The sequence below is a fragment of the Schinkia acidoalkalinis genome (genome assembly GCF_054301215.1).
Window position 1 is genome coordinate 1,078,275 of the sequence record NZ_CP182573.1, and the last position, 26,122, is coordinate 1,104,396.

Annotated in this window: 30 protein-coding genes and 1 riboswitch; of the genes, 15 read left to right on the forward strand and 15 right to left on the reverse strand. The window is 39.0% G+C overall.

Annotated features, from left to right (window positions below; all coding sequences use genetic code 11):
- Positions 1–8: 8 nt before the first annotated feature.
- Both ACNQFZ_RS05575 and ACNQFZ_RS05580 read left to right on the forward strand, forming a co-directional pair.
- Positions 9–875 carry a DegV family protein gene (locus ACNQFZ_RS05575; protein ID WP_458414358.1) on the forward strand — a complete coding sequence of 289 codons (867 nt, stop codon included), beginning with the start codon at positions 9–11 and terminating at the stop codon, positions 873–875.
- Positions 876–918: 43 nt separating this feature from the next.
- Complete coding sequence (locus tag ACNQFZ_RS05580; protein ID WP_458414359.1) at positions 919–1,062, forward strand: DUF3941 domain-containing protein; 144 nt, start codon at positions 919–921, stop codon at positions 1,060–1,062.
- 31 nt (positions 1,063–1,093) lie between these two features.
- Here ACNQFZ_RS05580 and ACNQFZ_RS05585 read toward each other — a convergent pair whose 3' ends face one another.
- Positions 1,094–1,960, reverse strand: a complete 867-nt coding sequence (locus ACNQFZ_RS05585) for a CvfB family protein (RefSeq protein WP_458415322.1) — start codon at positions 1,958–1,960, stop codon at positions 1,094–1,096.
- Between the two features lie 110 nt (positions 1,961–2,070).
- On the opposite strand from ACNQFZ_RS05585, the gene ACNQFZ_RS05590 reads away from it, so the two are divergent.
- On the forward strand, positions 2,071–2,562 hold the full coding sequence (locus tag ACNQFZ_RS05590) for a YajQ family cyclic di-GMP-binding protein (RefSeq protein WP_458414360.1): 492 nt from the start codon (positions 2,071–2,073) through the stop codon (positions 2,560–2,562).
- A gap of 69 nt (positions 2,563–2,631) precedes the next feature.
- On the opposite strand, the gene ACNQFZ_RS05595 is transcribed toward ACNQFZ_RS05590, so the two are convergent.
- Entirely contained in the window at positions 2,632–3,513 is an 882-nt protein-coding gene (locus ACNQFZ_RS05595) for a DMT family transporter (protein ID WP_458414361.1), read from the reverse strand.
- 262 nt (positions 3,514–3,775) lie between these two features.
- On the opposite strand from ACNQFZ_RS05595, the gene cdr reads away from it, so the two are divergent.
- From cdr to metH, 4 genes are all read left to right on the forward strand, one after another.
- Positions 3,776–5,506 (forward strand): CoA-disulfide reductase, encoded by a 1,731-nt coding sequence (gene cdr, locus ACNQFZ_RS05600; RefSeq protein WP_458414362.1) that lies wholly within the window; start codon positions 3,776–3,778, stop codon positions 5,504–5,506.
- Positions 5,507–5,677: 171 nt separating this feature from the next.
- The gene (locus tag ACNQFZ_RS05605; RefSeq protein ID WP_458414363.1) at positions 5,678–5,866 is read left to right on the forward strand and encodes a Spo0E family sporulation regulatory protein-aspartic acid phosphatase; all 189 of its coding nucleotides are present in this window, start codon (positions 5,678–5,680) and stop codon (positions 5,864–5,866) included.
- 149 nt (positions 5,867–6,015) lie between these two features.
- Positions 6,016–6,102: riboswitch (SAM riboswitch) on the forward strand.
- A gap of 87 nt (positions 6,103–6,189) precedes the next feature.
- Positions 6,190–8,007 (forward strand): bifunctional homocysteine S-methyltransferase/methylenetetrahydrofolate reductase, encoded by a 1,818-nt coding sequence (locus ACNQFZ_RS05610; protein WP_458414364.1) that lies wholly within the window; start codon positions 6,190–6,192, stop codon positions 8,005–8,007.
- An 86-nt stretch (positions 8,008–8,093) separates the two neighbouring features.
- A complete protein-coding gene (metH, locus tag ACNQFZ_RS05615) occupies positions 8,094–11,477 on the forward strand; it encodes a methionine synthase (RefSeq protein WP_458415323.1) in 3,384 nt (1,127 codons plus the stop codon).
- 46 nt (positions 11,478–11,523) lie between these two features.
- Here the strand turns inward: metH and ACNQFZ_RS05620 are convergent, their stop codons facing one another.
- From ACNQFZ_RS05620 to ACNQFZ_RS05650, 7 genes are all read right to left on the reverse strand, one after another.
- Positions 11,524–12,702 (reverse strand): histidine kinase N-terminal domain-containing protein, encoded by a 1,179-nt coding sequence (locus tag ACNQFZ_RS05620; protein ID WP_458414365.1) that lies wholly within the window; start codon positions 12,700–12,702, stop codon positions 11,524–11,526.
- Between the two features lie 104 nt (positions 12,703–12,806).
- Entirely contained in the window at positions 12,807–13,013 is a 207-nt protein-coding gene (locus ACNQFZ_RS05625; protein ID WP_458414366.1) for a DUF1657 domain-containing protein, read from the reverse strand.
- A 21-nt stretch (positions 13,014–13,034) separates the two neighbouring features.
- Positions 13,035–13,388 carry a stage V sporulation protein AE gene (gene spoVAE, locus ACNQFZ_RS05630; protein WP_458414367.1) on the reverse strand — a complete coding sequence of 118 codons (354 nt, stop codon included), beginning with the start codon at positions 13,386–13,388 and terminating at the stop codon, positions 13,035–13,037.
- Complete coding sequence (gene spoVAD, locus ACNQFZ_RS05635; RefSeq protein WP_458414368.1) at positions 13,389–14,414, reverse strand: stage V sporulation protein AD; 1,026 nt, start codon at positions 14,412–14,414, stop codon at positions 13,389–13,391.
- Positions 14,414–14,893 carry a stage V sporulation protein AC gene (spoVAC, locus tag ACNQFZ_RS05640; protein ID WP_458414369.1) on the reverse strand — a complete coding sequence of 160 codons (480 nt, stop codon included), beginning with the start codon at positions 14,891–14,893 and terminating at the stop codon, positions 14,414–14,416. The genes spoVAD and spoVAC overlap by 1 nt, the downstream gene beginning before the upstream one ends.
- Positions 14,894–14,909: 16 nt before the next feature.
- The gene (locus ACNQFZ_RS05645) at positions 14,910–15,380 is read right to left on the reverse strand and encodes a hypothetical protein (RefSeq protein ID WP_458414370.1); all 471 of its coding nucleotides are present in this window, start codon (positions 15,378–15,380) and stop codon (positions 14,910–14,912) included.
- Positions 15,381–15,455: 75 nt separating this feature from the next.
- A complete protein-coding gene (locus ACNQFZ_RS05650; RefSeq protein ID WP_458414371.1) occupies positions 15,456–15,659 on the reverse strand; it encodes a DUF1657 domain-containing protein in 204 nt (67 codons plus the stop codon).
- A 162-nt stretch (positions 15,660–15,821) separates the two neighbouring features.
- On the opposite strand from ACNQFZ_RS05650, the gene ACNQFZ_RS05655 reads away from it, so the two are divergent.
- Complete coding sequence (locus tag ACNQFZ_RS05655) at positions 15,822–16,391, forward strand: DUF2777 family protein (protein WP_458414372.1); 570 nt, start codon at positions 15,822–15,824, stop codon at positions 16,389–16,391.
- Between the two features lie 56 nt (positions 16,392–16,447).
- On the opposite strand, the gene ACNQFZ_RS05660 is transcribed toward ACNQFZ_RS05655, so the two are convergent.
- The gene (locus tag ACNQFZ_RS05660) at positions 16,448–16,813 is read right to left on the reverse strand and encodes a YisL family protein (protein WP_458414373.1); all 366 of its coding nucleotides are present in this window, start codon (positions 16,811–16,813) and stop codon (positions 16,448–16,450) included.
- 153 nt (positions 16,814–16,966) lie between these two features.
- Here ACNQFZ_RS05660 and ACNQFZ_RS05665 point away from each other — a divergent pair, with 153 nt between their 5' ends.
- A complete protein-coding gene (locus tag ACNQFZ_RS05665) occupies positions 16,967–18,160 on the forward strand; it encodes an ornithine--oxo-acid transaminase (RefSeq protein WP_458414374.1) in 1,194 nt (397 codons plus the stop codon).
- Positions 18,161–18,208: 48 nt separating this feature from the next.
- On the opposite strand, the gene ACNQFZ_RS05670 is transcribed toward ACNQFZ_RS05665, so the two are convergent.
- Complete coding sequence (locus tag ACNQFZ_RS05670; RefSeq protein WP_458414375.1) at positions 18,209–18,997, reverse strand: SDR family oxidoreductase; 789 nt, start codon at positions 18,995–18,997, stop codon at positions 18,209–18,211.
- A gap of 105 nt (positions 18,998–19,102) precedes the next feature.
- Entirely contained in the window at positions 19,103–20,707 is a 1,605-nt protein-coding gene (locus tag ACNQFZ_RS05675) for a long-chain-fatty-acid--CoA ligase (protein WP_458414376.1), read from the reverse strand.
- A gap of 173 nt (positions 20,708–20,880) precedes the next feature.
- Here ACNQFZ_RS05675 and ACNQFZ_RS05680 point away from each other — a divergent pair, with 173 nt between their 5' ends.
- From ACNQFZ_RS05680 to ACNQFZ_RS05705, 6 genes are all read left to right on the forward strand, one after another.
- Positions 20,881–21,102, forward strand: a complete 222-nt coding sequence (locus ACNQFZ_RS05680) for a spore germination protein (RefSeq protein ID WP_458414377.1) — start codon at positions 20,881–20,883, stop codon at positions 21,100–21,102.
- A 23-nt stretch (positions 21,103–21,125) separates the two neighbouring features.
- Positions 21,126–21,320, forward strand: coding sequence for a spore germination protein GerPB (locus tag ACNQFZ_RS05685; RefSeq protein WP_458414378.1), 195 nt, complete (start codon positions 21,126–21,128; stop codon positions 21,318–21,320).
- A gap of 64 nt (positions 21,321–21,384) precedes the next feature.
- Positions 21,385–22,005 (forward strand): spore germination protein GerPC, encoded by a 621-nt coding sequence (gene gerPC, locus ACNQFZ_RS05690; protein WP_458414379.1) that lies wholly within the window; start codon positions 21,385–21,387, stop codon positions 22,003–22,005.
- A complete protein-coding gene (locus tag ACNQFZ_RS05695; RefSeq protein ID WP_458415324.1) occupies positions 22,005–22,178 on the forward strand; it encodes a spore gernimation protein GerPD in 174 nt (57 codons plus the stop codon). The genes gerPC and ACNQFZ_RS05695 overlap by 1 nt, the downstream gene beginning before the upstream one ends.
- A 16-nt stretch (positions 22,179–22,194) precedes the next feature.
- Positions 22,195–22,608: a spore germination protein GerPE gene (locus tag ACNQFZ_RS05700; protein WP_458414380.1), complete on the forward strand. Its 414-nt coding sequence runs from the start codon at positions 22,195–22,197 to the stop codon at positions 22,606–22,608.
- A 64-nt stretch (positions 22,609–22,672) separates the two neighbouring features.
- Positions 22,673–22,891, forward strand: a complete 219-nt coding sequence (locus ACNQFZ_RS05705) for a spore germination protein (protein ID WP_458414381.1) — start codon at positions 22,673–22,675, stop codon at positions 22,889–22,891.
- A gap of 49 nt (positions 22,892–22,940) precedes the next feature.
- Here the strand turns inward: ACNQFZ_RS05705 and ACNQFZ_RS05710 are convergent, their stop codons facing one another.
- The 3 genes from ACNQFZ_RS05710 to ACNQFZ_RS05720 all read right to left on the reverse strand — a co-directional run bounded on the left by ACNQFZ_RS05710 (position 22,941) and on the right by ACNQFZ_RS05720 (position 26,120).
- Entirely contained in the window at positions 22,941–23,729 is a 789-nt protein-coding gene (locus ACNQFZ_RS05710) for an ABC transporter ATP-binding protein (RefSeq protein WP_458414382.1), read from the reverse strand.
- 18 nt (positions 23,730–23,747) lie between these two features.
- Positions 23,748–24,974, reverse strand: a complete 1,227-nt coding sequence (locus ACNQFZ_RS05715; protein WP_458414383.1) for an ABC transporter substrate-binding protein — start codon at positions 24,972–24,974, stop codon at positions 23,748–23,750.
- Between the two features lie 84 nt (positions 24,975–25,058).
- Positions 25,059–26,120: a branched-chain amino acid ABC transporter permease gene (locus ACNQFZ_RS05720; RefSeq protein WP_458414384.1), complete on the reverse strand. Its 1,062-nt coding sequence runs from the start codon at positions 26,118–26,120 to the stop codon at positions 25,059–25,061.
- Positions 26,121–26,122 lie beyond the last annotated feature (2 nt).

The following is a 26,122-nucleotide window of genomic DNA, read 5'->3' on the forward strand; positions in this document are numbered from 1 at the left end:
GATTCCAAATGAGCGTAAAGATACTTGCTGATAGTGCTTGTGATTTGCCCTTAAACTTATTTCAATTATTAGATATAGAATTGCTACCTCTTGTTGTCCAAATTGATGATCAACAATTTTATGATTTAGAAACTATTCAACCACAAGAACTATATGATGAAATGCGGAAAGGAAAAGCTCCCAAAACAGCACAAGTTCCCCCTGCTCGTTTTGAGGAAGCTTTCATGAAATATGCAGAAAAAAAAGATCCATGCATCTATATCGCCTTTTCTTCACAGCTTTCGGGAACATATCAAACTGCAGTACTAATAAAAGATGATGTGATTGAAAAATATCCAGACTTCGATTTAACCATTATTGACACAAAAGCCGCCTCCCTAGGTCACGGTCTCATTGTAAAAAAAGCCGCTGAAATGGCGAAGGACGGTAAATCCAAAACTGAAATCATTTCTATGATTGAATTTTACTGTAATCATATGGAGCATCTATTTACTGTAGATTCATTGGAATATTTATATCGTGGCGGCCGTGTCAGCAAAGCTTCAGCATTTGTGGGCGGGCTACTTAACATTAAGCCCATTTTAAATGTGGAGGACGGAAAGCTCGTCCCTCTTGAAAAAATAAAAGGGCGCAAAAAAGTACTGAAACGGATGATTGAAATAATCAGGGAACGCGGGTCTAACCTCGAAGACCAACTGATGGCTATTAGCCATGGCGATGATTTGGAGACAGCCGAGGCAATGCGGGACTTAATAAAAGCAGAATTCGGTACAAAGGAAATTCTTATTCATACTGTTGGTTGTTCAATCGGTGCCCATGCTGGTCCGGGGACGATTGCAATCTTCTTTTTAAATAAGCATAATCCTTCCCAATAAGGCAAAACATAAGCCTGACTATCAATGGAAGGAGCAATCTTTTATGCAACCATGGAATTCAATTGAAAAAGATAATGATAAAAAGCCGGCCGACAACAACGCAAAACGCCAAAAGAAAAACGAAATGCGCGAAAAAAACCGCCAAGCCGGCAAAAATCAGTTTTCTAAAGAAACAAATCATCTATAAGAGCTTTGTTGGGGTGCTAAGCAGCACCCCATTATTCATCCTTTTTAAAATACGTCCAGCCGTTGTCCTGGTATATCTTGCCTTCTTTCATAAGCTTACCCAACGCCCGTTTAAATGCCCCTTTACTGATTCCAAATCTTGCTTCAATATCATCCGGTTGACTTTTATCCCAATACGGCATGGCCCCATTTCTTGTTTCCATGTATGCGATAATTTTTTCAGCATCATCCCCCAGCGCTTCATGTTTGCGCGGCAATAACGATACATTAATTGTGCCGTCTTCCTTAACATCAATGACTCGTCCAGTCACTCTCTGGCCTATTCTCGGTTCTTCTTTTCGCTCACTTTCATGAATAAAACCAAGATAGCCATCATTTGTATAAATAAATGACCCAACATGTAAGGTACGGTAAATCTGTCCCTCTACATTTTTATTAAAAAGTGATAGGTCCGCTTTTTTTGCAATTCCTTCAAAATCAGCTTCTTTAGCAAGCCTAACGAATAAACGTCCATTTTTACCGATTTCTAATGAGCAATAAACTTCGTCATCAACTTGGGGCCAAACTTGTTCAAGCGGCGGAAGATCATCTTTGGATAACAACATTGCTTTATCAATGCCGATATTCACAAAAACACCCATCTCCCGTTTTACTTCCTCCACTTTAGCCCAACCAAACTTTTCAATTGTTATCTCTGGAAGCTCCATTGTTGCAGACATTCTTCCTTGACGGTCTTGAAATAAAAATACTTCTATATCCTCATTTTCTAATAGCTCGTCCTTTGTCATATCATTTTGGTGAAGCAAGATTTCCTGTTCACCATCTGTAAGAAAATATCCGAACGGAGCCTCGTGTCCTACTTTCAATGTTGTAATTGTTCCTGGTAAAAGGTTACCCATCATAATCCCAGCTTTCTATTTGTATGTCTAATTTCACATCCATTATGTTGCATTTTACCAACATTTAATAGAAAATAAAAGCAAATCGGCAATTTTCTGGAGGGATAAAAATGGCAAGTGAAAGTTCTTTTGATATAGTATCAAAGGTAGATACCCAAGAAGTTACCAATGCAGTCACAATGGCACTAAAGGAAATTGGAACGCGTTATGATTTTAAAGGAAGCAAAAGCGACATTTCTCTTGAAAAGGAGGAATTAGTCCTCACCTCAGACGATGAATATAAACTTGAGCAATTAAAGGATGTTCTTATTAGTAAATTGATTAAAAGAAATGTACCAACACGCAATCTTGATTATGGAAAAATTGAACCCGCTTCAGGAGGAACAGTTCGGCAACGTGCAAAGCTTGTGCAAGGAATTGACAAGGATAACGCGAAAAAAATCAATACAATTATTAAAGATTTAAAGCTAAAAGTAAAGTCGCAAATCCAAGATGATCAAATCCGTGTCTCCGGCAAAAGCAGGGATGATCTTCAACAGATCATAGCGGCTATAAAAGGTGCAGACCTGCCAATTGATGTGCAATTTATTAATTATCGTTAAAAGGCAAACATAAAAAAGCTAACTTGAAATTTTACTATAAAAGTAAAATTTTAAGTTAGCTTTTACTTTCTACGCCCCTTCTACTTTAGGTCTCTTCTTAGGTGTTAACGAAACAACTACAATGGCTAGAAAGATAAGGGCTACTCCAAACCACGACCTATATGTAAGGTTTTCCCCAACCAAAAAAGCTCCCAAGAGTGCTGCTGTCAGCGGTTCAAATAATGAAAGGGTAACCGCTGTTGAGGCTGGAATTTTTACAAGGCCTTTAATAAATAATAAATAAGCGATACCCGTGGCGAAAATTCCAAGATAGAGGCTGGTACCAATACCATTAAGTTGGAACAACCATGACAAGTCAAAAATAAATAATAATGGCGCTAGCAAACAGGCTGCGAGTGAGAACACAACAGCAACTACCGCCTCTGGTGCCTGTGTTCTGAGAAGCTCTTTGCTAACAATTGTGTATGTCGCAAAAGACAAACCAGCGCCTAATGCCAACAAAATTCCTATAGGCTCTATCTCAACAGCATTGTCATTTGTAAATAGAAACAAACATCCACATATAGCAACTACTGTCGCAAGCCACCATGATCTTTTTGGCATCGTATGCTTAAATAACCATTCCATAATTCCCGCTAAAATAGGTGAGCTACCAATTGCCACAACCGTTCCAATCGCAACGCCTGTCATTTTCACTGCTGAGAAAAAAAACGGCTGATAGCAGGCCATACATAATGCTGCAATGATCACTTCTTTTAATGGCCAATTTTTTAATGTTAATTTACCTTGCAATAATACAAAAAGTAATAAGGTCGCACCGCCAAACGCTAATCTCATTGCTCCAAAGGAAATTGGATGTGTATTAGGTGGTGCAAAGACTTGAGCAGTACCCGTTGTTCCCCATAAAATCGCTGCGAATAATACCAATAATGGCGATATTTTGTCTTTCAATTGCTCATCCTCCCCACTTTCCAAAGCATACCACATTTCCCCTTCAGATATTGGTTTAGTTTTAGCTTATAATTATGCTGTTAATAAAGAAAATATATATATTCAGTGACAGATTATGTACCCTTATTTATTTTCCAATCTTCTCCTAGTAAAATTTAAGTAAGCAAAAATAAAACAATTGACTGTTGTCTTTTTTTATTTTATTTTGTTGATATACCCATATGGGTAAAGTATAATAATATTCCACTAGGAGGAATCATGTATGGGGAAAAAGGTTATTATCGTTGGTGGGGTTGCCGGTGGAGCTACAGCAGCAGCCAGATTACGGCGTCTAGATGAAAGCTCCCAAATTATTATGTTTGAAAAAGGGGAATATATTTCATTCGCCAATTGCGGACTTCCCTACTATATTGGTGAAGTCATCAATGACCGTAATAAACTTTTAGTACAAACCGTCGAAGGCATGTCCGGCAAATTTAACATGGATATTCGCAATGTAAGTGAAGTAACGAATATCAATCGCGTGGCCAAAACCGTTACAGTTATAAGGCTCCAAACAGGAGAAACGTACGAGGAAAGCTATGATCAATTAATATTGTCACCGGGTGCTCGACCAATCGTCCCTCCTATACCGGGAATTAAAGAAGCAAACAATTTGTTTACATTACGGAATATTCCTGATACAGATGCAATCAAGTCCTATGTGGATCAAAATAATCCAAAAAAAGTAGCCGTTATCGGCGGTGGCTTTATTGGCATTGAAATGGCCGAAAACCTACATGAACGTGGGATTGAAGTGACGTTAATTGAGATGTCAAATCAAGTAATGGCCCCATTCGATATTGAAATGGCATCGATTTTACACACGCATTTGAGAGAAAAAGGGGTCAACCTCATTCTCGAAGACGGTGTTAAAGCTTTTGAGAACAATGGGACAAAAGTGGTTTTAAACAGTGGAAAAGAAATTGATACCGAAATGATTTTATTAGCGATTGGCGTCAGACCGGAAAGCGAATTAGCAAAAACTGCTGGCCTTGAAGTTGGCGAACGCGGCCACATCAAAGTTAATGAATATTTGCAGACAAGTGACCCAGATATCTTTGCACTCGGTGATGCAATTGAAGTCACTGATTATATAAACGGAAAGCCGACAGCTATTCCGCTTGCCTGGCCTGCCAACCGCCAAGGGCGCATCGTGGCCAATAATATTTACGGAAAACAAGAAAAATATAATGGCACAATGGGAACATCAGTTGCTAAAGTATTCGATTATACAGCAGCAAGTACTGGCAATAATGAAAAAACATTGAAACGTGTTGGTATTACAAACTACGAGGTTGTTCATATTCATCCTGGCTCACACGCGGGCTATTATCCAGGTGCTGCGCAAATCGCCTTAAAAGTTATCTTTGATAAACAAACAGGTAAAATTTATGGCGCCCAAGGTATTGGAAAGGATGGTGTTGACAAACGCATTGATGTGATTGCAACAGCTATCAAAGGGGGCTTAACCGTTCTTGATTTGCCGGATTTAGAGTTAGCCTACGCCCCACCCTATTCATCTGCAAAAGATCCAGTTAATATGGCGGGCTATGTTGCTTCCAATATCGTGGAAGGCGATGTCGAAACAGTACAGTGGCATGAGATTGATGATATTGTGGCAAACGGCGGATATTTAGTAGATGTCCGGAACCCTGAGGAATTAAAACTTGGTTTTATCAAGGGGGCTATCAATATACCTCTTCCAGTATTACGTGACCGCCTTGAGGAACTCCCAAAAGATAAAACGATTTACGTCAATTGCCAGGTTGGATTGCGCGGCTATCTTGCGGCAAGAATTTTAACATTAAATGGATTTCAAGCTGTTAACCTTGATGGGGGTTGGAAAACTTATTCCGCCGTTTTCGGAACTGGAAAAGATAAGCCTTTCAAAATTACAACAGATGATTCAGGTGTGGCACGCTTTGATTGTGTTGGCAACCCTATCCAATAGATATTATAAGAAAAGTGGTGCAGTTCAAATACTGTACCACTTTTTACTTTAATTGTAATTTTTTTTATTTTTTGTAAACCGTCGTGACTTATTTCACATCCATTCATTATTGAAATAGTTATAATTCAATTACAATATTACTATTACTACAATATAAATGGAGTTAGCGCTATGACAACAATTTCTTCAAATGTTCAAATTGAACGACTGAATATTTTAATAGAAAAAAAGCGTAAACAAATGATTAGTAATGGACTACAACATGGATTTACTAATATAACAACCATAAGATTATCTCAGGAATTGGACAAGCTCATCAATCAGGCTCTTCTTTTAGGAAGTATGGAAGGGAATATTTAGGCCCACAGTATTTTATAAATGCTGTGGGATTTTTTATTTTTAATTTTAAAATGAGGCTAATTTTTTAGTAATTTCAAAATTATCTTGTAAAACCAGCAATACTATAGTAAATTTATATAAAATAAAAATACTATCCTGAGTATTTTATGTTCTTATCTCGAGAGGTGGAGGGACTGGCCCTGTGAAGCCTCAGCAACCAGCCGTTAGGTCAGGTGCTAATTCCAGATAGATAAGAAGAAGAATATACATGTTTACATGTCAACTAGTCTTCTTCTTCATTGAAGGAGACTTTTTTTATTAAAAATTGTTATGTAGGTGGAACCATGGGATTTTTACAAGAATTACAAAATCGTATTTTAATTGCCGATGGAGCAATGGGAACACTCCTCTATTCGTATGGAGTTGATTTTTGCTTTGAGGAACTAAATCTCCTCCAACCAGATCGAATTACACAGATCCACGAGACTTATCTTGAAGCTGGTGCCGATGTTATTCAAACGAATACATATGGAGCAAACTATATTAAGCTCTCTAGATATGGGCTTCAAGAACAAGTTAAAGATATTAATGCGGCTGCCGTTCGCCTTGCTAAAAAAGCGGCGAAGGAAAACACATATATTTTGGGAACCTTTGGCGGCATTCGTGGGATTAAAAAGAGTGCAGCCAGTATTGAGGAAATTAAACGATCATTCCGCGAACAACTGTACAGCATTCTTTTAGAGGGCGTTGATGGAATCCTATTAGAGACATTTTACGATTTGGAAGAAATAAAGACGGTCTTACAGATTGCCCGAAAGGAAACAAACTTACCGATTATTTCAGAAGTTTCCATTCATGAAGTAGCTGTTTTACAGGATGGTACTCCCCTTCATGAAGCACTCAAACAGCTTGAGGATCTGGGGGCTGATGTAGTCGGCTTGAATTGTCGCTTAGGACCACACCATATGACGCAAGCATTGGAAGAGGTGCCGCTTCCTAAAAAAGCATTCCTTTCAGCCTATCCAAATGCCAGCCTTCCTGATTATGTGGATGGCAGATTAATCTATGAATCTGATGCAGAATATTTTGGTGAATGCGCTGTTAATCTTCGTAATCAAGGTGCGCGCCTTATCGGCGGCTGCTGTGGGACAACACCTAAACATATAAAAGCAGTTGCTGAAAGACTTAAGGGATTAGCTCCGATTACACATAAAGATGTAAAAATTAAACATGAAGAAGCTGTGACCGTTACATCGCAACCAAGTAAACCACATCTTCATGAAATCGCAGCAAAGATGCGCTCCATCATCGTCGAGCTGGATACGCCAAAGACATTAAACACAGCTACATTTATTGAAGGGGCAAAAGCTTTAAAAGAGGCCGGTGTTGATGCCTTAACAATGGCTGATAATTCATTGGCCTCACCAAGAATAAGCAATATGGCCATGGCCACCATTGTCAAAAATGACATAGGTTTACGCCCACTTGTCCACATTACATGTCGGGACCGTAATTTAATTGGCCTTCAATCTCATTTGATGGGTTTAGATGCTCTTGGTATTAATCAAGTTTTAGCGGTCACGGGAGACCCCACGAAAGTTGGCGATTTTCCGGGAGCAACTTCCGTTTATGACTTATCCTCTTTTGAATTGATTAATCTTATTAAGCAATCCAACGAAGGCATGTCATTTTCAGGAAAACCACTGCAGAAGAAAACCTCATTCTCAGTGGCTGCGGCCTTTAATCCAAATGTTCGCCATCTTGACAAGGCTGTAAAAAGACTGGAGAAAAAAGTGGAACATGGCGCCGATTATTTTATTAGTCAGCCTATCTTTAATGAAGAGCAGCTTATAGAAGTTTATGAGGCAACCAAACATATTACGAAACCAATTTACATTGGAATTATGCCAATTGTCAGCAGCCAAAACGCTGAATTTCTTCATAACGAAGTACCGGGAATAAAACTGACCGACGATATCCGAACTAGAATGGCTCATTGTGGTACAGACCGAGAAAAAGCCGCTGCTGAAGGAATCGCCATTGCCAAATCATTAATCGATGTTGCTCTTCCATTATTTAAAGGCATTTACTTAATTACGCCATTTATGCGTTATGAAATTTCAGTAGAACTAGTGAAATACATTCACGAAAAAAATAATTGAGTTTAAGCCTAGAAAGGAAGATTAGATTGTTACAGAATACCTTGCAAGAACAGATAAAGAAAAAAATACTAATACTTGATGGCGCAATGGGAACGATGTTACAGCAAGCCAATCTCTCTGCTGATGACTTCGGCGGTGAACAATATGAAGGCTGTAATGAAAATTTAAATGTAACAGCTCCCGAAGTGATTGAATCAATTCACCGTGCCTATTTTGAAGCAGGAGCGGATATCGTTGAAACGAATACATTCGGTGCAACAAAACTCGTATTAGACGAATATGGACTTGGTGCCAAAGCCTACGAAATGAATAAAAAAGCAGCAGAACTCGCTTGTAAAGTAAAAGCAGAATATTCCTCACCAGAATGGCCACGCTTTGTCGCCGGGTCGATGGGACCGACAACAAAATCGTTGTCTGTAACCGGAGGCGTAACGTTTGACGAGCTTATTTCTAATTATGAGGAACAGACACGCGCACTTATTGATGGCGGAGTAGACCTTTTGCTGCTTGAAACAAGTCAGGATATGCGCAATGTCAAAGCAGCCTTTGTTGGCATTGAAAAGGCCCGTCAAGCAACAGGCAAAAACCTGCCTCTCATCATTTCAGGGACAATAGAACCAATGGGAACTACGCTGGCCGGTCAATCCATTGAAGCCTTTTATATCTCCATTCTGCATATGAAGCCTTTGGCTGTCGGGATGAACTGTGCGACTGGGCCTGAATTTATGCGTGAGCATATCCGCTCATTATCGGAGATCTCTGTTACTGCCGTGAGCTGTTATCCTAACGCCGGACTTCCTGATGAAGATGGAAAATACCATGAATCACCAGAATCGCTTGCAACTAAGCTAGCAGGCTTTGCGGAAAAGGGCTGGCTAAACATGGCCGGTGGCTGCTGCGGTACAACACCAGATCATATTAGAGCACTTGCCAACACTTTAAAGAATTATCCACCGCGGCAATTTCCTGAAGAAACGCACACCCATACTGTCTCTGGAATTGAGCCTCTTATATATGATGAGTCCATGCGCCCGCTTTTTGTTGGTGAGAGAACAAATGTCATTGGCTCACGAAAGTTTAAAACACTGATCGTCGATGGCCAATACGAGGAAGCTGCTGAAATTGCCCGGGCCCAAGTAAAAACCGGCGCCCATGTCATTGATGTTTGTTTAGCAAATCCAGACAGGGATGAACTGGAGGATATGGAAAACTTCCTTGATATTCTTGTCAAAAAAATTAAGGCACCACTTGTGATTGATTCGACGGATGAAAAAGTAATCGAACGAGCCCTCACCTATTCACAAGGGAAAGCAATTATCAACTCCATTAACCTCGAGGATGGGGAAGAACGATTTGAAAAAATTGTACCACTCATCCATCGTTACGGGGCAGCTGTTGTTGTCGGCACAATTGATGAAAGGGGTATGGCCGTAACAGCCGAGCGGAAGCTTGAAGTTGCAGAACAATCCTATCATTTATTGGTTGAAAAGTATGGACTAAGACCTGAAGATATTATTTTTGACCCGCTTGTTTTCCCAGTGGGAACTGGTGACGAGCAGTATATTGGTTCAGCAAATGAAACGGTAAAAGGAATCCGTCTTATTAAAGAAAAGATGCCAACATGCTTAACGATTTTAGGCATCAGCAACGTTTCTTTTGGACTTCCAGCTGTCGGCCGGGAAATTCTAAATGCCGTCTTTTTATATCATTGTACACAAGCAGGATTAGATTATGCGATTGTGAATACCGAAAAGCTTGAACGGTTCGCATCGATTCCAAAAAATGAGATTGCGATGGCTGAAAAACTTTTATTTGAAACAACTGATGAAGTATTAGCCCAGTTTACGAACTTTTATCGAGACAAGAAAAAAGAGGAAACTATTCCGAAGAACGATATGACATTGGCCGAAAGGCTTGCCTACTATATTGTCGAAGGCACAAAAGAGGGCTTAATCAAAGATTTGGAGCTTGCTTTAAAAGAATACGATATACCTCTTGATATCATTAATGGACCGTTAATGGCCGGCATGGCAGAAGTGGGCCGATTATTCAATGAAAATCAGCTGATCGTTGCGGAGGTTCTGCAAAGTGCTGAAGTAATGAAAGCGTCTGTCTCCTACCTTGAGCCCTTTATGGAAACAACCGCCAATGATAGCGGCAAAGGCAAAGTTTTGCTTGCAACCGTAAAAGGGGATGTTCATGATATCGGTAAAAATTTAGTCGATATCATCCTTACGAATAACGGCTATAAGGTCATTGACTTAGGGATTAGAATTGCCCCAGCTGAATTAATTAAAGCAATTGAGGAAGAAAAGCCGGACATCGTTGGATTATCGGGATTACTAGTCAAATCTGCGCAACAAATGGTTTTAACTGCCCAGGATATGAAGCAGGCAAATATTTCTACACCAATTCTTGTTGGCGGTGCTGCCCTTACTCGAAAATTTACAGAGACAAGAATTGCAACGGAATACGATGGTCCCGTTCTTTATGCCAAAGATGCGATGAGCGGCTTGGAGTTGGCCAATCGCTTACAAGATAAAGAAGAACGGATAAAGATTATGGCTGAAAAATCAGAAGCAGTGAAGGTCATAAGTGCGGCGGAAACTGGGCAAGACCACTCCGGTGCTGTAGCAGTTAAAGCCCGTTCAACCGTCTCTACAGATACACCAGTGTATCAACCAAGAGATCTTGAACAACATATTTTAAAAGATTATTCGGTGGCTCACATTGAACCATTTATTAATATGCAAATGCTATTAGGCCATCATTTAGGACTAAAAGGAAAAATACAAAAACTAATTGAAGAGAAAAATGAAAAAGCCCTTGAAATCAAGGCAACCATTGATCATTTGCTAATGGAAGCTAAAACAAGCGACTTACTCGTGCCTTCAGCAATTTATCGGTTTTTCCCGGCTCAAGCTGATGGTGACACGATTATCATTTATGACCCTGTGGATCATAAAAAAGTACTTGAAACCTTTACATTCCCGCGTCAACAAATGGAGCCATATCTCTGTTTAGCCGATTATCTTCGCTCCGTAGACAGCGGAGAAATGGATTATGTTGGCTTTTTAGCAGTGACTGCTGGAAAAAATGTACGGAAGCGTGCTGAGCAATTTAAAGAAGAAGGGAACTTCTTATTAAGCCATGCTGTCCAAGCATTGGCACTTGAAACTGCAGAGGCATTTGCAGAAAGAGTCCACCAATTAATGCGGGACCAATGGGGCGTCATAGACCCAGTTGATTTGACAATTCAAGACCTGTTTGCAGCAAAATATCAAGGTCAACGATATTCATTCGGATACCCATCCTGTCCAAATATTGAAGACCAAGAAAAATTATTTAAGCTGGTAAGTCCGGAACAGATTGGTATTCGTTTAACAGATGGATTTATGATGGAGCCTGAAGCTTCTGTAACAGCCATTGTTTTTGCCCATCCGGAAGCTAGATATTTTAACGTATTATAAAGAAAAAAAAGTGGGATTTGAGAAAAGACTCTCGTGTCCCACTTTTTTACTCTACATACGCTTTCCATTTCATGATGAAAGTTGTTTTATTTTCATTAGATTCTACTTTTATTGTACCGTCATGCTTTTCAACAATTTGTTTTACAACAGATAAGCCAAGACCTGTCCCTAAATTCTTTGTCGTTACAAAAGGCTCGAATATATTTTCTATTAAATAAGCTGGAATCATTTTCCCATTATTTGATATTTTTAAGATAATCTCATCCTGCTTTTGCTTCAAAACAATTTCAATGATTCGGTTTTGGTTTATTGCCGAAAGCTCCTCTACGGCATTATTTAAAATATTAAGTAGAATTTGTTTAATCTGTTCCTTCACCGCAAACATCATACAATGATCTTGAATAGACGAAATCACCTCAATCTTCTCGTCAACAAACCTTGGGTACATAAATTCAATCATTTTATTCGTAACCTCAGAAAAATTGAAGACCATCATTTCATCATCTAATCCTTTGGATTTAGATAGATACAAAAATCGCGATACTTTATCCTCAAGACTTTCCATTTCAAGATTGATAATATCAAAGTAAAGCCGGCTTTCTGAATCATCAAGATATTTCTTCTCAAGCATTTTGATAAACCCTTTAATTGATGTTAACGGATTACGAAATTCGTGGGCAAAACTAGCTGCGATTTGACCAACGATGGTAAGCCGATCATGATGCATTTCCTGTATAAACCGATTTTTATTTAAAATAATTGAATCCTTTAAATCGGTATATTCTTTAATAGCATAATAGACATATTCGTCAAACAATTGATCAACAATCATCATCGCTAATAGCTTTTCATCATCATGTAAGGATGTTGATTTTAAAACAAAGCCATTTACAAGGGAACGGCCGGAATTTATGTTATAGACATATTCGCTAATATTAACATTTGCCTCTATTCGCTCTTTTGCTATCTTTTTTGTCAGGGGAATAATTGGGTCGACATTCCTTGTTGACAGATATGTATATATTAACTCAATCGTATCCTCCCCATTTGCAATAATTTCTTTATAAAAAGGGTCATCTTCGGAAATCTTTGCTGATTGCAGCCAATGTTCTAATAATTCTTCTTTGATTTCTTTTAAATAATTTGAAAAACGCTCAATAAATTCTTCTGCATACTCTATTTTCCCTGACACATTTCCACCAACTTTCATTACATATACTAACATAAAAAAGCCAGTTTTATGAAGATTTTCATAATAACTGACTTATTCTTTGTTTCTTTATTTGCATAATATTTATAATGGCATGATAAAGGCTTACAATCTTTGAATTATAAGCCTTTATATTGCGGCTCCTCACTTTCAAGCAGGCCTACGCGCTTTTCTAAATCTTCAATCACCTCTTTTAATGTAAATGCTGCATCGGTGAAAATATTTTTGGTTTCTTCTTCACGAGTTCGAGTCGTTAAATTTAGCAGCCCTTGTTCGATTCCTTTTAACGTATACGTACATTGCTTTACTTGAGAACCAATTGTCATCTGGATTCAACACCCTTTCTTCTATCCTTTCGGCTTAAACAATAATGCGCCGAGAAAGCCAAAAACTACGGCAGCGGAGATTCCGGAGCTGGTGATCTCGAACATTCCTGTGATGACACCGATAATGCCATGTCTTTCCGCCTCTGCCATTGCCCCATGGACTAAAGCATTGCCAAAGCTAGTAATCGGAACGGTGGCTCCTGCTCCAGCAAATTCGATAAGCGGCTCATAAAGACCTAAACCATCTAATATAGCTCCAACAACAACGAGGGAGGTTAACGTATGGGCTGGAGTCAGCTTAAAGACATCAAACATGATTTGCCCAATTACACATATAAGTCCTCCAACAACAAATGCCCAAAAATAAATGGCCACCTAAAATCCACCTCCAGCACCAACTTCACTTTCAATTGAAACAGCATGCGCAATACACGGAATCGTTTCTTTTTGTTGAAAAGTGATCGGTGATAACAAAGCTCCTGTTGCAACAACTAAAATTCGCTTTAAATTCCCTTTTCTCATTTCATTAAGTAAATGGCCATACGTTACACAGGCAGAGCACCCCGCCCCACTTGCCCCTGATAATACAGGCTGGCCTTCGCGATAAATCATAATGCCACAATCCTTATACGACTGACTCGTTACCTCAACACCATGTTTATTTAGTAAATCTAAAGCAATTTCATGGCCAATGTGGCCAAGATCCCCTGTTACAATTAAATCATAATACGAAGCAGGAACATTTCTTTCTTTCAAGTGGGCTTCAATTGTATCAATCGCAGCTGGTGCCATCGCACCACCCATATTAAATGGATCAGAAAGACCCATGTCAACCACTCTGCCAATTGTCGCTGACGTTACAAATGGGCCGTCACCAGCATCTGTTATGATTGCTGTACCGGCTCCAGTAACCGTCCATTGGGCTGTGGGCGGCTTTTGCCCGCCGTATTCAGTTGGATAGCGAAATTGTTTTTCAACAGCGGTGTTATGGCTGACAGCACCTGTAAGGACGTATTTTGCACCTTTTCCATTAACAACAAAAGCTGATAATGCTAATCCTTCCATAGAGGTTGAACAAGCGCCGAACAACCCAAAATAGGGGGCGCCAAGCGTGCGTGCAGCAAAACTTGTTGAAGTGATTTGATTGCTTAAATCGCCGCAAAAAAAGAATTGGATATCCTCTTTCTTCAGACCTGCCTTTTTGATGGCAGTTTGGCATGATTCCTCTAATAGTACCTTTTCCGCCTTTTCAAAAGAATCCTGATTTAGCCAAATATCTCCATGAATGATATCAAAGTCATCGGACAACCTACCGTTGCCCTCGAAAGGTCCAACTACAGTGGCAGACGATTTAATGACCGGTTTATTTTCAAATAGCCATGTACGGTGTCCAACAAGCATTACAAACCACCCCACTGTATTAAAATCGTCTTAATTAGAGCAACGATAAAGGCGGAAGCAACACCAAACATAATAACCGGGCCTGCTAGTTTAAACATATTACAACCCGTACCTAAGACAAAACCTTCTGTCCTATGTTCGATAGCAGCCGAAATGACAGCATTCCCAAAACCAGTCACAGGAACAGCTGTACCTGCACCCCCAAACTGCGCAATTCGGTCGTAAAAACCAAAGCCTGTACAGAGCATCGTTATAAAAATCAAAACAGCAACAGTCGGATTACCAACTGTTTGTTCAGTAAAGTTAAAATAGGTCATAAAAAATGTTTGAATCATTTGTCCAATTAAGCAAATAAAACCGCCAACAAAAAAGGCGCGGAGACAATTCGCTACAACGGGACGTTTCGTTTCCCGATCTTTTTCAAATTGTTGATATTGCTGCATCGTGGGTGTTAGGTTTTTCTTTTTCTTATTAGCCATGACAATCCCTCCTCCCTTAAGTTTGCTCTTTCATTAACTTTTGAATTCTTTTTAAATCCTTGTCCAGCTTCTTTTCAGATATATCATTATTCATGATTTTGTTTTCCAATTTCTCTAATTCAATAAATATTTTATGATCTGTTGTAAGCTCAATTTTTTTTGATTTGAGGTCTTTTTCGAGCGTTTTCTTCATTTCTTTTGTTAGCTTTTTGGATTGGAATGTGTTCCAATGCTCCAATTCTACGGCAACAATGAGGAGATCTTTAGATTGAACAGCACGAACCCACTTTACTTCATCTTTATTTAATAAAATATATTTAGCTTCATCAGCAGAACGTTGATTTATCGTTCGTTGAAATGGGGAAGTACTCATATTTACCGGTTGGGGGTAAATGCTTTCATTACTCGGCCCCTCTAATTGATAATTACAACCTGCCATTAATAAACAGAGAAAAGATATGGAAAGTATAAATGACGTGGTTTTCATTCAATCATCCTTTTGTAATGACATTAAATAGTAATGACTGAAAGAGGCTGAACGAGCCAGCCTCTTTAGGAAAAGTTAGCTATTATACTGCGGCTCTTCACTTTGAATCTCTTGCACCCGGGCACTAATTGTTTCAACAATTTGTTGTGTTTGTTGGGCTGCATTTTGATACATTTGTTTAGCTGATTTATTTTCTGTTTGCAATGCAAATGTTTCAAACGCTGCTTGTGCACTTTTTAATCCAGCTAATGTTTGCTTTACTTGTGTTGCTACTGTCATCTTAAGTACCTCCTGAAAATAAAAATGATTGAAAAATTTACAGTTGTAGTATCAGTTAAAAACGACATGTTATTCAGAGACACAGTTAGGATTTTTCTTCCAAAAAGTATTTTTTTGTCAAAAGTGTGAAACGATAGTAAAAAATTAAAAGGGGTCATTTACTTGAACTTACATAGAAAACTAGCTGTTATTCCATTTCAAGAAAGAGCATATATTGAAGGTACCATCGAGCGCATTGGTGATGATTGGATTTTTTTTGATGAAATAAACCATGAGGCCTTTGAACTTAACGACTTAGGGGATGAATTTGAGGTTCAGTTAAATGGAATTTGGAAGAAAGGAACCTTAATTGAAGACACTATTCTTCTTATCAATCATGATTTTCATTATCTAACGAACGGTGACTATATTCGTTATAAAAAAAATTTGACCTATTCTTTTAAAAAGTTGATTGAGGAGCTTTCCGAGGAATCCTATTTGCATTTTGTAAAAACTTTAAATTCACTTTCCTACTCGCTGTATGATTGCGTTTTTTGCAACAACTTTTTATCCTTCTTAGAGTTGAGAGAACAAAAGGAAGGCATGAATGTAATCATTTTTGATAATGAAGAGCAAATTTGTGTTGTCCAGCATTATTTTTATCGCGATGGCACAAACGCAAAGACTTTTAAAGACCGCTTTGAATTTGCGCAAAATGATGGCAATCGAACAGTATGCACATTTCTTTCTTAAAAAATATTCCACAAGACCATGGACTTGTGGAATAAACATATACATATAGAGTTTTATTATCCGTTTGGTAATACAACATAACCGAAAAATAATGCAACTAGGACAGCAATCACAAATTGAATCCAATAAAGCTCTGTTGATTTCCCTTTTTTCTGATTCATAAGCAGAAGTTCCATTGACGCAATTACCCATAAACCGGCTAAGGCTTTGTATAAAACAGCTGATGTCATAATACTAGAACCTAATGCTGATGCGTATCGTCCAAATAAGTCGCCGCCAGTTGCTAAAATCAATATATAGAAAAGACGTAAAATCATCGTTGTAATTTTAGCAGGTTTCTGTTTTCCATTTTTTTGCATAAAATAACTTACAAATACTAAAATGATCGCTACAAACCAAGTCGTAACATGTGCATGTAACATCCTATATCCTCCTCTTTTATTTTTATGTACAACCAATTCCATTATACACGTAGTAGATATAAACTCAAAAAATATTCATTATATTATTAAAAAAAGATTAAATTCTATAAAAACAATGTAAATAAAATAAACATTGAAAAGGGGACATTATTGTTGAGCAAAACAACTGAAATAATCCAGCTAACAGAGTGTTTTGGTGCTAATAATTACCACCCACTTCCCATTGTTGTTTCAAAAGCAGAAGGTGTTTGGGTTGAGGATCCCGAAGGTAAAAAATATCTGGATATGCTGAGCGCCTATTCTGCTGTGAATCAAGGTCATCGCCATCCAAAAATCATTCAGGCGTTAAAAGATCAAGCAGATCGAGTTACCCTTACTTCCCGAGCATTTCACAATGACAAGCTTGGACCATGGTATCAGAAAATATTCCAATTAACAAGGAAAGAAATGGTCCTGCCAATGAATACCGGTGCAGAAGCTGTCGAAACCGCTTTTAAAGCAGCACGCCGCTTTGCTTACGATGTAAAAGGTGTTGCTGTAAACAAAGCCGAAATCATTGCCTGTACCGATAACTTCCATGGTCGGACGATGACGGCGGTATCTTTATCCTCAAATTCAGAATATAAACGGGGCTTTGAGCCGATGCTTCCAGGTATCAAAATTGTACCATATGGCGATATAGAGGCGTTAAAAGGGGCGATTACGGCTAATACCGCTGCGTTTATCATTGAGCCAATCCAAGGGGAAGCTGGCATTATCATTCCACCGGATGGTTACTTAAAAGAAGCCTATAATGCTTGCCAAACTAATCAAGTATTATTCATTGCAGATGAAATACAGGCAGGACTAGGGCGGACTGGAAAGTTATTTGCGTGTGATTGGGAACAAGTCGAGCCTGACATGTACATTTTAGGCAAAGCCTTGGGCGGTGGTGTTTTACCGATTTCCTGTGTGGCAGCCAATAAGGATGTTCTCGGTGTCTTTGATCCCGGGTCACATGGTTCTACATTTGGCGGCAATCCTCTTGCCTGTGCGGTTTCTATTGCTGCTCTCGATGTTATCATTGATGAAAAATTGGCTGACCGTTCTCTAGAACTAGGTGCCTATATGTTAAATGAACTTAAAAAAGTGAAAAATCCAATTATTAAGGAAGTACGCGGTAAGGGTTTGTTTATTGGTGTTGAACTGACAACATCGGCTCGCACCTTTTGTGAAAGATTAAAAGAGGAAGGCTTGTTGTGCAAGGAAACACATGAAAATGTGATTCGCTTTGCACCACCACTCGTGATTACAAAAGAAGACTTGGATTGGGCGTTGGGTAAAATCCACAAGGTGCTTTCAGTGTGAGTATCACCACCAAAGCCCGACCTTCCCCTCTTTTCCTGCTGATTATGCTTACAATGCTCTTACCATGCCGCCATCAACTAAAAAGGCCTGACCTGTCACATAGGAGTTCGCTTGTGAGCATAGGAACACCGCGATATTTGCAAACTCCTCCGGTAGTCCGTAACGTCCGAGCGGAATCGTGAGTTCCTTTGAGGCTCTGATTTCTTCCACTGTAACTCCTTGTCTATCTGCACCGATTGAGTCGAGCTCTTTCAGTCTGTCTGTACCAATGCGGCCTGGACCAAGGGTGTTCACTAAGATTTTGTCTTTCCCTAATTCGGTTGCTAAGCTTTTGGCTAACCCAGCAATTCCATTTCGGAATGTGTTTGAAAGAATCAGCCCGTCTATTGGCTCTTTAAATGAAGAGGAAGCGATATTTAGAATCCGTCCTCCTCCTTGCTTTCTCATGTGTGGCAGCACTTCACGGATCGTTCGAATGTAGCTTAATAAATTCAATTCAAATGCCTTTTGCCATGCATCATCATCAAAGTTGCCAAACCCTCCTGCAGGCGGACCTCCAGCATTATTTACGAGTATATCAATTGGTCCAAATGCATCTACGCACTTTTGAACGGTTGCTTTAATGGAAGCAGGATCCGTTATATCACAAACTACAAAATCGGCGTTGCCATTCGTTTTTTCCTTAATTTCCTCCACTGCCTTTTGTAAAGCATCCTCGCTACGGCTGGCAAGCATGACATTTGCGCCCTCTTCAGCAAGTTTTGTGGCTATTGCTTTACCTAAGCCTTTGCTTGAGGCCATGACTAAGGCCGTTTTTCCTTTTAAACCTAAATCCATTTTAATACCCCCCTAATCAAAATTAAATTTTGTATATATTTTCAGTTTATTTTAAATCAATGTAAAAAAGGAAGCAAAAGAAACACCTCTTGCTTCCTGTTATTATTAATTTACGAAACGCCCGTTAGCAGCTGCTTTTCCGGATTCTTCCCATTTTTGATTACGAAGATGGACTTTTTGAATTTTACCAGAAGCTGTTTTCGGTAATTCCTCAACGAACGTAACACCTGTTATCGCCTTAAAGTGGGCAAGCTTGCTTCTAGAGAATTGAATAACATCCTCTTCTGTTAATACTTCGCCTTTCTTTACAACGACAAAGGCATGTGGTGTTTCACCCCATTTTTCATGCGGCAGGGCAACAACAGCTGCTTCTAAAATGCTTGGGTGTTCATATAAAACTCCTTCAACCTCGATGGATGAAATGTTTTCACCGCCGCTGATAATAACATCCTTTTTACGGTCGACAATTTCAATTGTTCCATATTCATCAACAATTCCCATGTCGCCCGTATGAAGCCAGCCGTTTTGGATGGTTTCCATCGTTGCTTGATCATTCTTCCAATAGCCTTTCATAACGCTATTACTTCTAGTTATAACTTCACCAATGTCCTTGCCATTCCAAGCAACTTCTTCACCTAAATCATTGACAACTTTCACATCACAGCCAATCAGTTGAATTCCAGCTTTGGCCTTTAGGCGATATTTTTGTTCCTTCGGTAATCCTTCCAAATCTGGGCGGATTGGTGAATATAAACTCAATGGTGAAGTTTCTGTCATCCCATAAACTTGGATAAACTCCCAGCCTAATTCTTCTTCTACCTTTGTTACAAAAGCCGGTGCTGGTGCAGACCCAGCGATGACGATACGGATATCATGGTCAAAGGTTTGCTTATTTTTATCATAATACTGAATAAGGCTATTTAATACAGTTGGGGCCATATGCATGATGGAAACTTTATGTGTTCCTACTAAATCAAAAATTGTCTCCGGCAAAGCTTTTCTTAGCATGACCTGTGTTGCTCCATTAGCTGTGTAATAGAAAGGCGAACCCCAGCCATTAACATGGAACATTGGTAAAATATGTAAAAGTGTATCCCTGTCCGAAACACGAAGATGATGCTGGACAGATAGGGCATGGAAATAGTTATTACGATGTGTTAACATAACGCCTTTTGGATTTCCAGTTGTTCCGCTTGTATATAATAAACTGCATACATCCTGCTCGTCCATTTCTGGGCGGTCAAATGGGGCTTTAGTATGTCCCTTTAACCATTGATCATAATTTATATCTTCACAACCAGCATCAGCATAATGAATTAAAACGCTTTCAACTGTTAGCAATTTTTCGCGGATAGGGGCGATTTGATGGTACAACTCTTGGTCACATACCAATACTTTTGTTTCACTATGATTTAAGATGAATAAATAATCTTCAGGCGTTAATCGTGTATTTAAAGGAACCATGATGGCGCCCGTTTGAAATACTCCATAAAATCCTTCAAGCATTTCAAGCGTGTTGGGAGCTAAATAGGCAACACGATCCCCTTTTTGTACGCCTAAATCTCTCAAGCCATGGGAAAGCTGATTGACTCTATCATTTAATTCAGAATAGGTGTACTCTCTTCCATCCGTATTAATTACCGCTTTTTTTTGTCCGTATAATTTAACGGCGCGATCTAAAAAATCATTTAACAGCATTGGTACGTACATAAACATCCCCCTTATTTTTTATCTTTTTAGAAAATTCTAAATTAACTATAACATACATTTCCAAAAAGACCCTAAAAATTCTTGCCTATTTACATATAATTTTTTGTCCAGTAACACTGTCTATGTCAGTTTCATAGACTATTAACAGGATTTTTATAAAAGGGTGTTTTAATATGCCAGCAATTGTGGGAGCAATTAATGTTGTGAGTGTATCTGCAAGTAGTGTTATGAATATTGGTGATGTTTTTACAATTGCCCCAAAGAGTACAGCCAAAACCTTCGCAGGTGCGGGATCTTTTATCACGGGGGAACAAAACCGGGTAACAAATTATTATAGTAACACAAACACTTACGAAAATGATTTTGCCGACCAGCCAATGCTCCTAAATTTATGATTCTTTGTAAAAGGAGTTATGTTATGAACTTTTATGTAAATCAAAGCATTATCATTCAATATATCAAAATCGGTGGTATTACTAATTCATCCGTTCTGCAAATCGGCAGTGCTGGCATCATCAAACCGCAATCCCATTTGTATAATACTGGAGGATTTACTGCACCGGCGCCCCAAGCAGAACATTATATACCATCTGTTCCATTGGCCGGGCCGTAATAATAGGCATTCACCTATTTATAAATCCATACATAAACTATGTATTGGAAAGAGGTGAAGGTTGATGAACGGAAATAGTATTCAGTATTACTTATCTCAGGTTGATTCCTATTTACGTGCACAGCATAACCAACTCATACGATTGCAGGAAGAAGTAAGGACGTTGCAGGAAAAGGTAAACTCTCTACGAGACCCCCAAACGACCCATATTGAAAGAATTGAATATAAATTTGATCAATTAAAAATTGAAACATTAGAGGGAACGCTAAATATTGGCTTAACACCTCAAGGGATGTCGGATCCTGATACTTTTGAGCATTTTTCGGTGAACCAAGACTTTCCGGGAAGTGCATCCATTTTCCAAAAATATCCTCAACTATATCCTCAGCTACGAGAAGGTGTTCAACAATTTTTAAGAGGAGACTGCCAACAATTTATGGATGAATGTGCCATTAAATATAATATTACCGTCAGCGGTCCACATCGAGATTTTATTATACAGGATGTAGAGAGACAACTTGATGAACGCCTCAATTTTTATTTAAACCAGGCAACGAAAAATCATGTAAGAAATGGCAGTCAAGAGGAAATCATTCATTTTGTTTCATCGGAAGTCAAAAGAGATATAACAAATGCAATTGATGCTTTTATAAAGCATATGCCAATGGGAGGAAATTTCACATGATGAATTTTACTGTTATTAACCGTGACCTAACCGTTTGTAATGTTAAGGTTACTGGCGTCTCTGTATCTTCAGTGCTTTTAATAGGTGATGCAAATACAATTTCCATGGCTTCAGCTTTCGATACACCTGCTGAATCTTTAATTATTGGACCACAAGTTACGATTGAACAATAAAAGGGATGTGTTATTCTTGCAGCAAAGACTTTCAATTGTAAATCATATGAATATTTTATCAGTATTTTTAAGTTCAATTGTTGAAATTGGTGATTCCAACACAATTCTCCCCTTTGCTAAAGCATTGGCGGTTCATCGTGAACATGAGGCTTTGGGTGGAGGAGAAGGAAGTTTGAATTACCCTATTTTTTACCGACCACTTCCCAGGCCAATCCTCACTGAGCAAGTAGCAGTAAGGCGGATAAATGAATCACCAAAAATTCATGTACATTCTGTTACCGTTATTGGTGTCTCCACTTCTTCCGTAGTTCATATAGGCTCTACAAATCACATTTACGGTGAAGGTCGGGTTAAACATATCCGGCAATTAATTAGCTCCCATCAGAATCAGACCGAACAAACTATGCAATCCGCACAAATCCAAAGATAGACGAACCTTTTAAAAGAGATAAAATATAATAATATATAAGTAGTAAACAAAAAGGATGTTCATTATGCCTTCAGTAATTGGTGGACCAATTAATATTACCAATGCACCCGGGGTAGTTCACTTTGGGGATTCCTTCTATATTGCCCCAAAAAGTGTTTCCAAAAGTTATTCTGGATCCGGTGGTGGAATTACTGGTAACTTTGTAGCCTCAAATAGTGGATTAAGCGCAACTAATACATTTGATCCTGATGCAACTGATCAAACCACTGCAAACAATGGATAAAGAGTGAAAATCAATGAACAAGATTTTCACTCTTTTTTCTTTCTAGTTCCTATAACCACCGCTTTCTCCGTTTATAAGATTTTAAGTCCCGGTAATTTTTTCTCCCCTTATCACTTAACCCTAGATAAAACTCTCGGACATCTTCATTTGAAAGGAGCTTGTCAACCGGTCCATCTAGTACAATTCGGCCATTTTCCATGATGTAGCCGTAGTCCGCGATTGAAAGAGCAATATTCGCATTTTGCTCAACGACAAGAATGGTCGTACCTTCTTCCTGATTAATTTTCTTGATGATACTAAAAATCTCTTTAACTAGTAATGGGGCAATCCCGAGTGAAGGTTCATCTAAAAGCAAGAGCCTTGGCTTCGCCATCAATCCTCTGCCAATTGCGAGCATCTGCTGCTCTCCACCGGATAGATAGCCTGCCTGCCGGTGTTTTAACATTTCAAGCTTAGGAAAATAGCGGTAGACCTTTTTAATATCTTCCTTCAGATTCTTCCTGTCTTTTCGGGTATGGGCTCCGGCAATTAAATTATCTTCTACTGTTAGATGTTTAAAAACACGGCGTCCTTCCATACACTGAAAAATACCCTTTTTAACAATTGCCTCCGCATCTTTTTCATCAATTCTTTCATCATGTAAATGAATTTGCCCGTCGGTTACTTCCCCTCGTTCACTTTTTAATAGTCCGGAAATTGCTTTCAGCGTTGTTGTCTTTCCTGCTCCATTGCTTCCTAATAAAGCAACGATTTTACCTTCAGGAATGACCATTGACATTCCTTTTAAAACAAGGATAACCTTATCATACATAACCTCGACATTATTGAGTGTGAGCATGACTTCCTCCTGGTCTTGTTAATAGCCAATGTAATCCGTAATGATTACAAACTTTCCATTTTTCACTTGGGCAAGACGAATTTGATTGGTACCTGCATGATTATCAGGAGTAAATGTTACTGGCGCTGCAAGTCCACCTAAATCAAGGTTCGAAATTTTCTCCAACCCAGCGCGGATTCCTTCGCCTGTTGTCGGATCATCGGCCAGTTTAATCCCTTCCACCATGATTTTGGCAGCAATCCAACCTTGGATAAACTTTTGATCTTTTTCTTCTAATTTTCCTCCTTTACTTTCAAGGTATGTTCTGATTTCCTCTAGCCCCGGCAGGTCCTCATATGGGAAGGCATGGGTAACAACACCGATAAAGCCCTCGGCAGCGTCTCCGGTAATTGGCAGTAATCCTTCACCTGTTGCCCAGTTTAACCCGATAAACTGTGTTTGAACTCCTAATTTTTTTGCATCTTTCAAAATGGTTGCTGTTGCGCCCCACGTTTCTTGAATAATCGCATAATCAGGATTTTTCTTTTGCATATTTAATAATTGTGATGTTGCATCTAAAGCCTTTAAGTCTACAATTTGTTCATCAACGACATCGATTCCTAATTCTTTAGCAAAATCCTTTGCATCTTGAATCGGAGATTTTCCAAATGCCGTATCATTGTAAAGCAACGCTACAGTCGGTGTTCCTTCTTTATGGTTATCTTTAATCCATTTTAAGGCTGAACGTGCTTGGTCTGAATAGGATGCCGCCGTTAAGAAATTATAGGGACTTTCATCCATATTTTTTAGATTTTCAGAATAGGAAGCTGAAATAAACGGTAGTTTATCTGCTGCTACTAATTGACGAAGTGCTTCTGTATCACCTGTTCCCCAGCCTAAAATTGCAGCCACTTTATCTTTTGATTTTAACTTTTGGTAAAGCTTTGTTGCTTCAGGAATTTTATAGGCATAATCGTCGCCAATTAACTCTAGTTTATAGCCGTTAATCGGTCCTTGTGTTGCCAAAAATTCGAAATATGCTTTTTCACCTTCTGCATATGGTGTACCAACATCACCTGTACCACCGGTTAAATCATAAAGGCCGCCAATTTTAATGGTTCCCTTTGCTTCTCCTGACTTTGCTTCACCTTCGTTTGTCTGTGTTGAATTTGTTTGGGTCTTCTCCTTGCCCCCTCCTGAACATCCAACTAGCATCCCTACTGCTAGTACTAGCATTAACAACACTGACCAAAATTTCTTTTTCATTCTGCTCCCCCTCTTTTTTAATAGCTATTGAAATAACGACAAGCTCCCAATTATTATTTTTTCACTTATCGATTATCCCTGTACTTAATACGAAAATGGCCATAGTTTAAAATAATCTTTGATGTTCTGCCATATTTTCGCTAACCCTTGAGGCTCGTAGATTAAGAAAATAATAATCACCAAACCAAAGACAACTTCCTTCAAGCCATTTAACAAGTCGGCTAAGTCAGGGAAAATACCGCTAAAGACATCAATGACCGATCGCAAAACAACCGGTAATAATGTAATGAACACAGCTCCGTAAATAGAACCAAATACGCTTCCCAATCCGCCAACCAGAATCATCGCTAAATATTCAATTGAAACAGTTGTACTGTATAATTCCGGGCTGACAACCATCATATAGTGGCCCAACAGGGCACCTGCGATTCCAACAAAAAAGGAGCTAATGAAAAACGCCATAACCTTATATTTAAACAAATCAATGCCAATGACTTCGGCAGCGACATCGCGGTCACGAACAGCGATGAAGGCGCGACCGACCCTTGATCTGAATAAATTTAAAGAAAAAATTATCGTGGCAAGCAAAATTACAAACATTAAATAGTAATAGCTCGTTTCACTAATAAAAGGAAAACTACCGATTTCCGGGCGGTTAAGGACAAGCCCTGCCGTTCCTCCCGTTAATGAATCCCATCTTGAGATGACAAACAAAATAATCACCTGGGCCGCTAATGTGGCAATCGCCAAATACAATCCTTTTAAACGGAGCGACGGAATGCCGAACAAGGCACCAACTAAAGCAGTAATGATGCCGGCAGTTGGCATGGCTATCCAAAAGCTTAATCCCAGCTTTGTTGTTAAAATCGCGGATGTATAGCCGCCAACACCAAGAAACGCTCCCACACCAATTGAAATCTGACCCGTAAAGCCTGTTAAGATGTTCAGTCCAATGGCTCCAATCGCTGCGATTCCACATAAGGTTGCCAAACCAATAATATAGTCATACGCGAGTAACGGAAAAATCGCAAACAATAAACCAATGGCAAATATACGCATTCGAATTCTTGGTATTTTCCAGATTGCCATATCTTGTTTATAATTTACATGGAATTCACCACAGTCCATGACAAATGGGTTTCGCATCG

What these genes read in the sequence shown, in the direction of transcription:
- ACNQFZ_RS05575 (WP_458414358.1), top strand. Translation starts at nt 9, where the DNA reads ATGAGCGTAAAGATACTTGCTGATAGTGCTTGTGATTTGCCCTTAAAC.
- ACNQFZ_RS05580 (WP_458414359.1), top strand. Translation starts at nt 919, where the DNA reads ATGCAACCATGGAATTCAATTGAAAAAGATAATGATAAAAAGCCGGCC.
- ACNQFZ_RS05585 (WP_458415322.1), bottom strand. Translation starts at nt 1,960, where the DNA reads ATGGGTAACCTTTTACCAGGAACAATTACAACATTGAAAGTAGGACAC.
- ACNQFZ_RS05590 (WP_458414360.1), top strand. Translation starts at nt 2,071, where the DNA reads ATGGCAAGTGAAAGTTCTTTTGATATAGTATCAAAGGTAGATACCCAA.
- cdr (WP_458414362.1), top strand. Translation starts at nt 3,776, where the DNA reads ATGGGGAAAAAGGTTATTATCGTTGGTGGGGTTGCCGGTGGAGCTACA.
- ACNQFZ_RS05605 (WP_458414363.1), top strand. Translation starts at nt 5,678, where the DNA reads ATGACAACAATTTCTTCAAATGTTCAAATTGAACGACTGAATATTTTA.
- ACNQFZ_RS05610 (WP_458414364.1), top strand. Translation starts at nt 6,190, where the DNA reads ATGGGATTTTTACAAGAATTACAAAATCGTATTTTAATTGCCGATGGA.
- metH (WP_458415323.1), top strand. Translation starts at nt 8,094, where the DNA reads ATGGGAACGATGTTACAGCAAGCCAATCTCTCTGCTGATGACTTCGGC.
- ACNQFZ_RS05620 (WP_458414365.1), bottom strand. Translation starts at nt 12,702, where the DNA reads ATGTTAGTATATGTAATGAAAGTTGGTGGAAATGTGTCAGGGAAAATA.
- ACNQFZ_RS05625 (WP_458414366.1), bottom strand. Translation starts at nt 13,013, where the DNA reads ATGACAATTGGTTCTCAAGTAAAGCAATGTACGTATACGTTAAAAGGA.
- spoVAD (WP_458414368.1), bottom strand. Translation starts at nt 14,414, where the DNA reads ATGCTTGTTGGACACCGTACATGGCTATTTGAAAATAAACCGGTCATT.
- spoVAC (WP_458414369.1), bottom strand. Translation starts at nt 14,893, where the DNA reads ATGGCTAATAAGAAAAAGAAAAACCTAACACCCACGATGCAGCAATAT.
- ACNQFZ_RS05645 (WP_458414370.1), bottom strand. Translation starts at nt 15,380, where the DNA reads ATGAAAACCACGTCATTTATACTTTCCATATCTTTTCTCTGTTTATTA.
- ACNQFZ_RS05650 (WP_458414371.1), bottom strand. Translation starts at nt 15,659, where the DNA reads ATGACAGTAGCAACACAAGTAAAGCAAACATTAGCTGGATTAAAAAGT.
- ACNQFZ_RS05660 (WP_458414373.1), bottom strand. Translation starts at nt 16,813, where the DNA reads ATGTTACATGCACATGTTACGACTTGGTTTGTAGCGATCATTTTAGTA.
- ACNQFZ_RS05670 (WP_458414375.1), bottom strand. Translation starts at nt 18,997, where the DNA reads ATGGATTTAGGTTTAAAAGGAAAAACGGCCTTAGTCATGGCCTCAAGC.
- ACNQFZ_RS05675 (WP_458414376.1), bottom strand. Translation starts at nt 20,707, where the DNA reads ATGTACGTACCAATGCTGTTAAATGATTTTTTAGATCGCGCCGTTAAA.
- ACNQFZ_RS05680 (WP_458414377.1), top strand. Translation starts at nt 20,881, where the DNA reads ATGCCAGCAATTGTGGGAGCAATTAATGTTGTGAGTGTATCTGCAAGT.
- ACNQFZ_RS05685 (WP_458414378.1), top strand. Translation starts at nt 21,126, where the DNA reads ATGAACTTTTATGTAAATCAAAGCATTATCATTCAATATATCAAAATC.
- gerPC (WP_458414379.1), top strand. Translation starts at nt 21,385, where the DNA reads ATGAACGGAAATAGTATTCAGTATTACTTATCTCAGGTTGATTCCTAT.
- ACNQFZ_RS05695 (WP_458415324.1), top strand. Translation starts at nt 22,005, where the DNA reads ATGAATTTTACTGTTATTAACCGTGACCTAACCGTTTGTAATGTTAAG.
- ACNQFZ_RS05705 (WP_458414381.1), top strand. Translation starts at nt 22,673, where the DNA reads ATGCCTTCAGTAATTGGTGGACCAATTAATATTACCAATGCACCCGGG.
- ACNQFZ_RS05710 (WP_458414382.1), bottom strand. Translation starts at nt 23,729, where the DNA reads ATGCTCACACTCAATAATGTCGAGGTTATGTATGATAAGGTTATCCTT.
- ACNQFZ_RS05715 (WP_458414383.1), bottom strand. Translation starts at nt 24,974, where the DNA reads ATGAAAAAGAAATTTTGGTCAGTGTTGTTAATGCTAGTACTAGCAGTA.
- ACNQFZ_RS05720 (WP_458414384.1), bottom strand. Translation starts at nt 26,120, where the DNA reads ATGCGAAACCCATTTGTCATGGACTGTGGTGAATTCCATGTAAATTAT.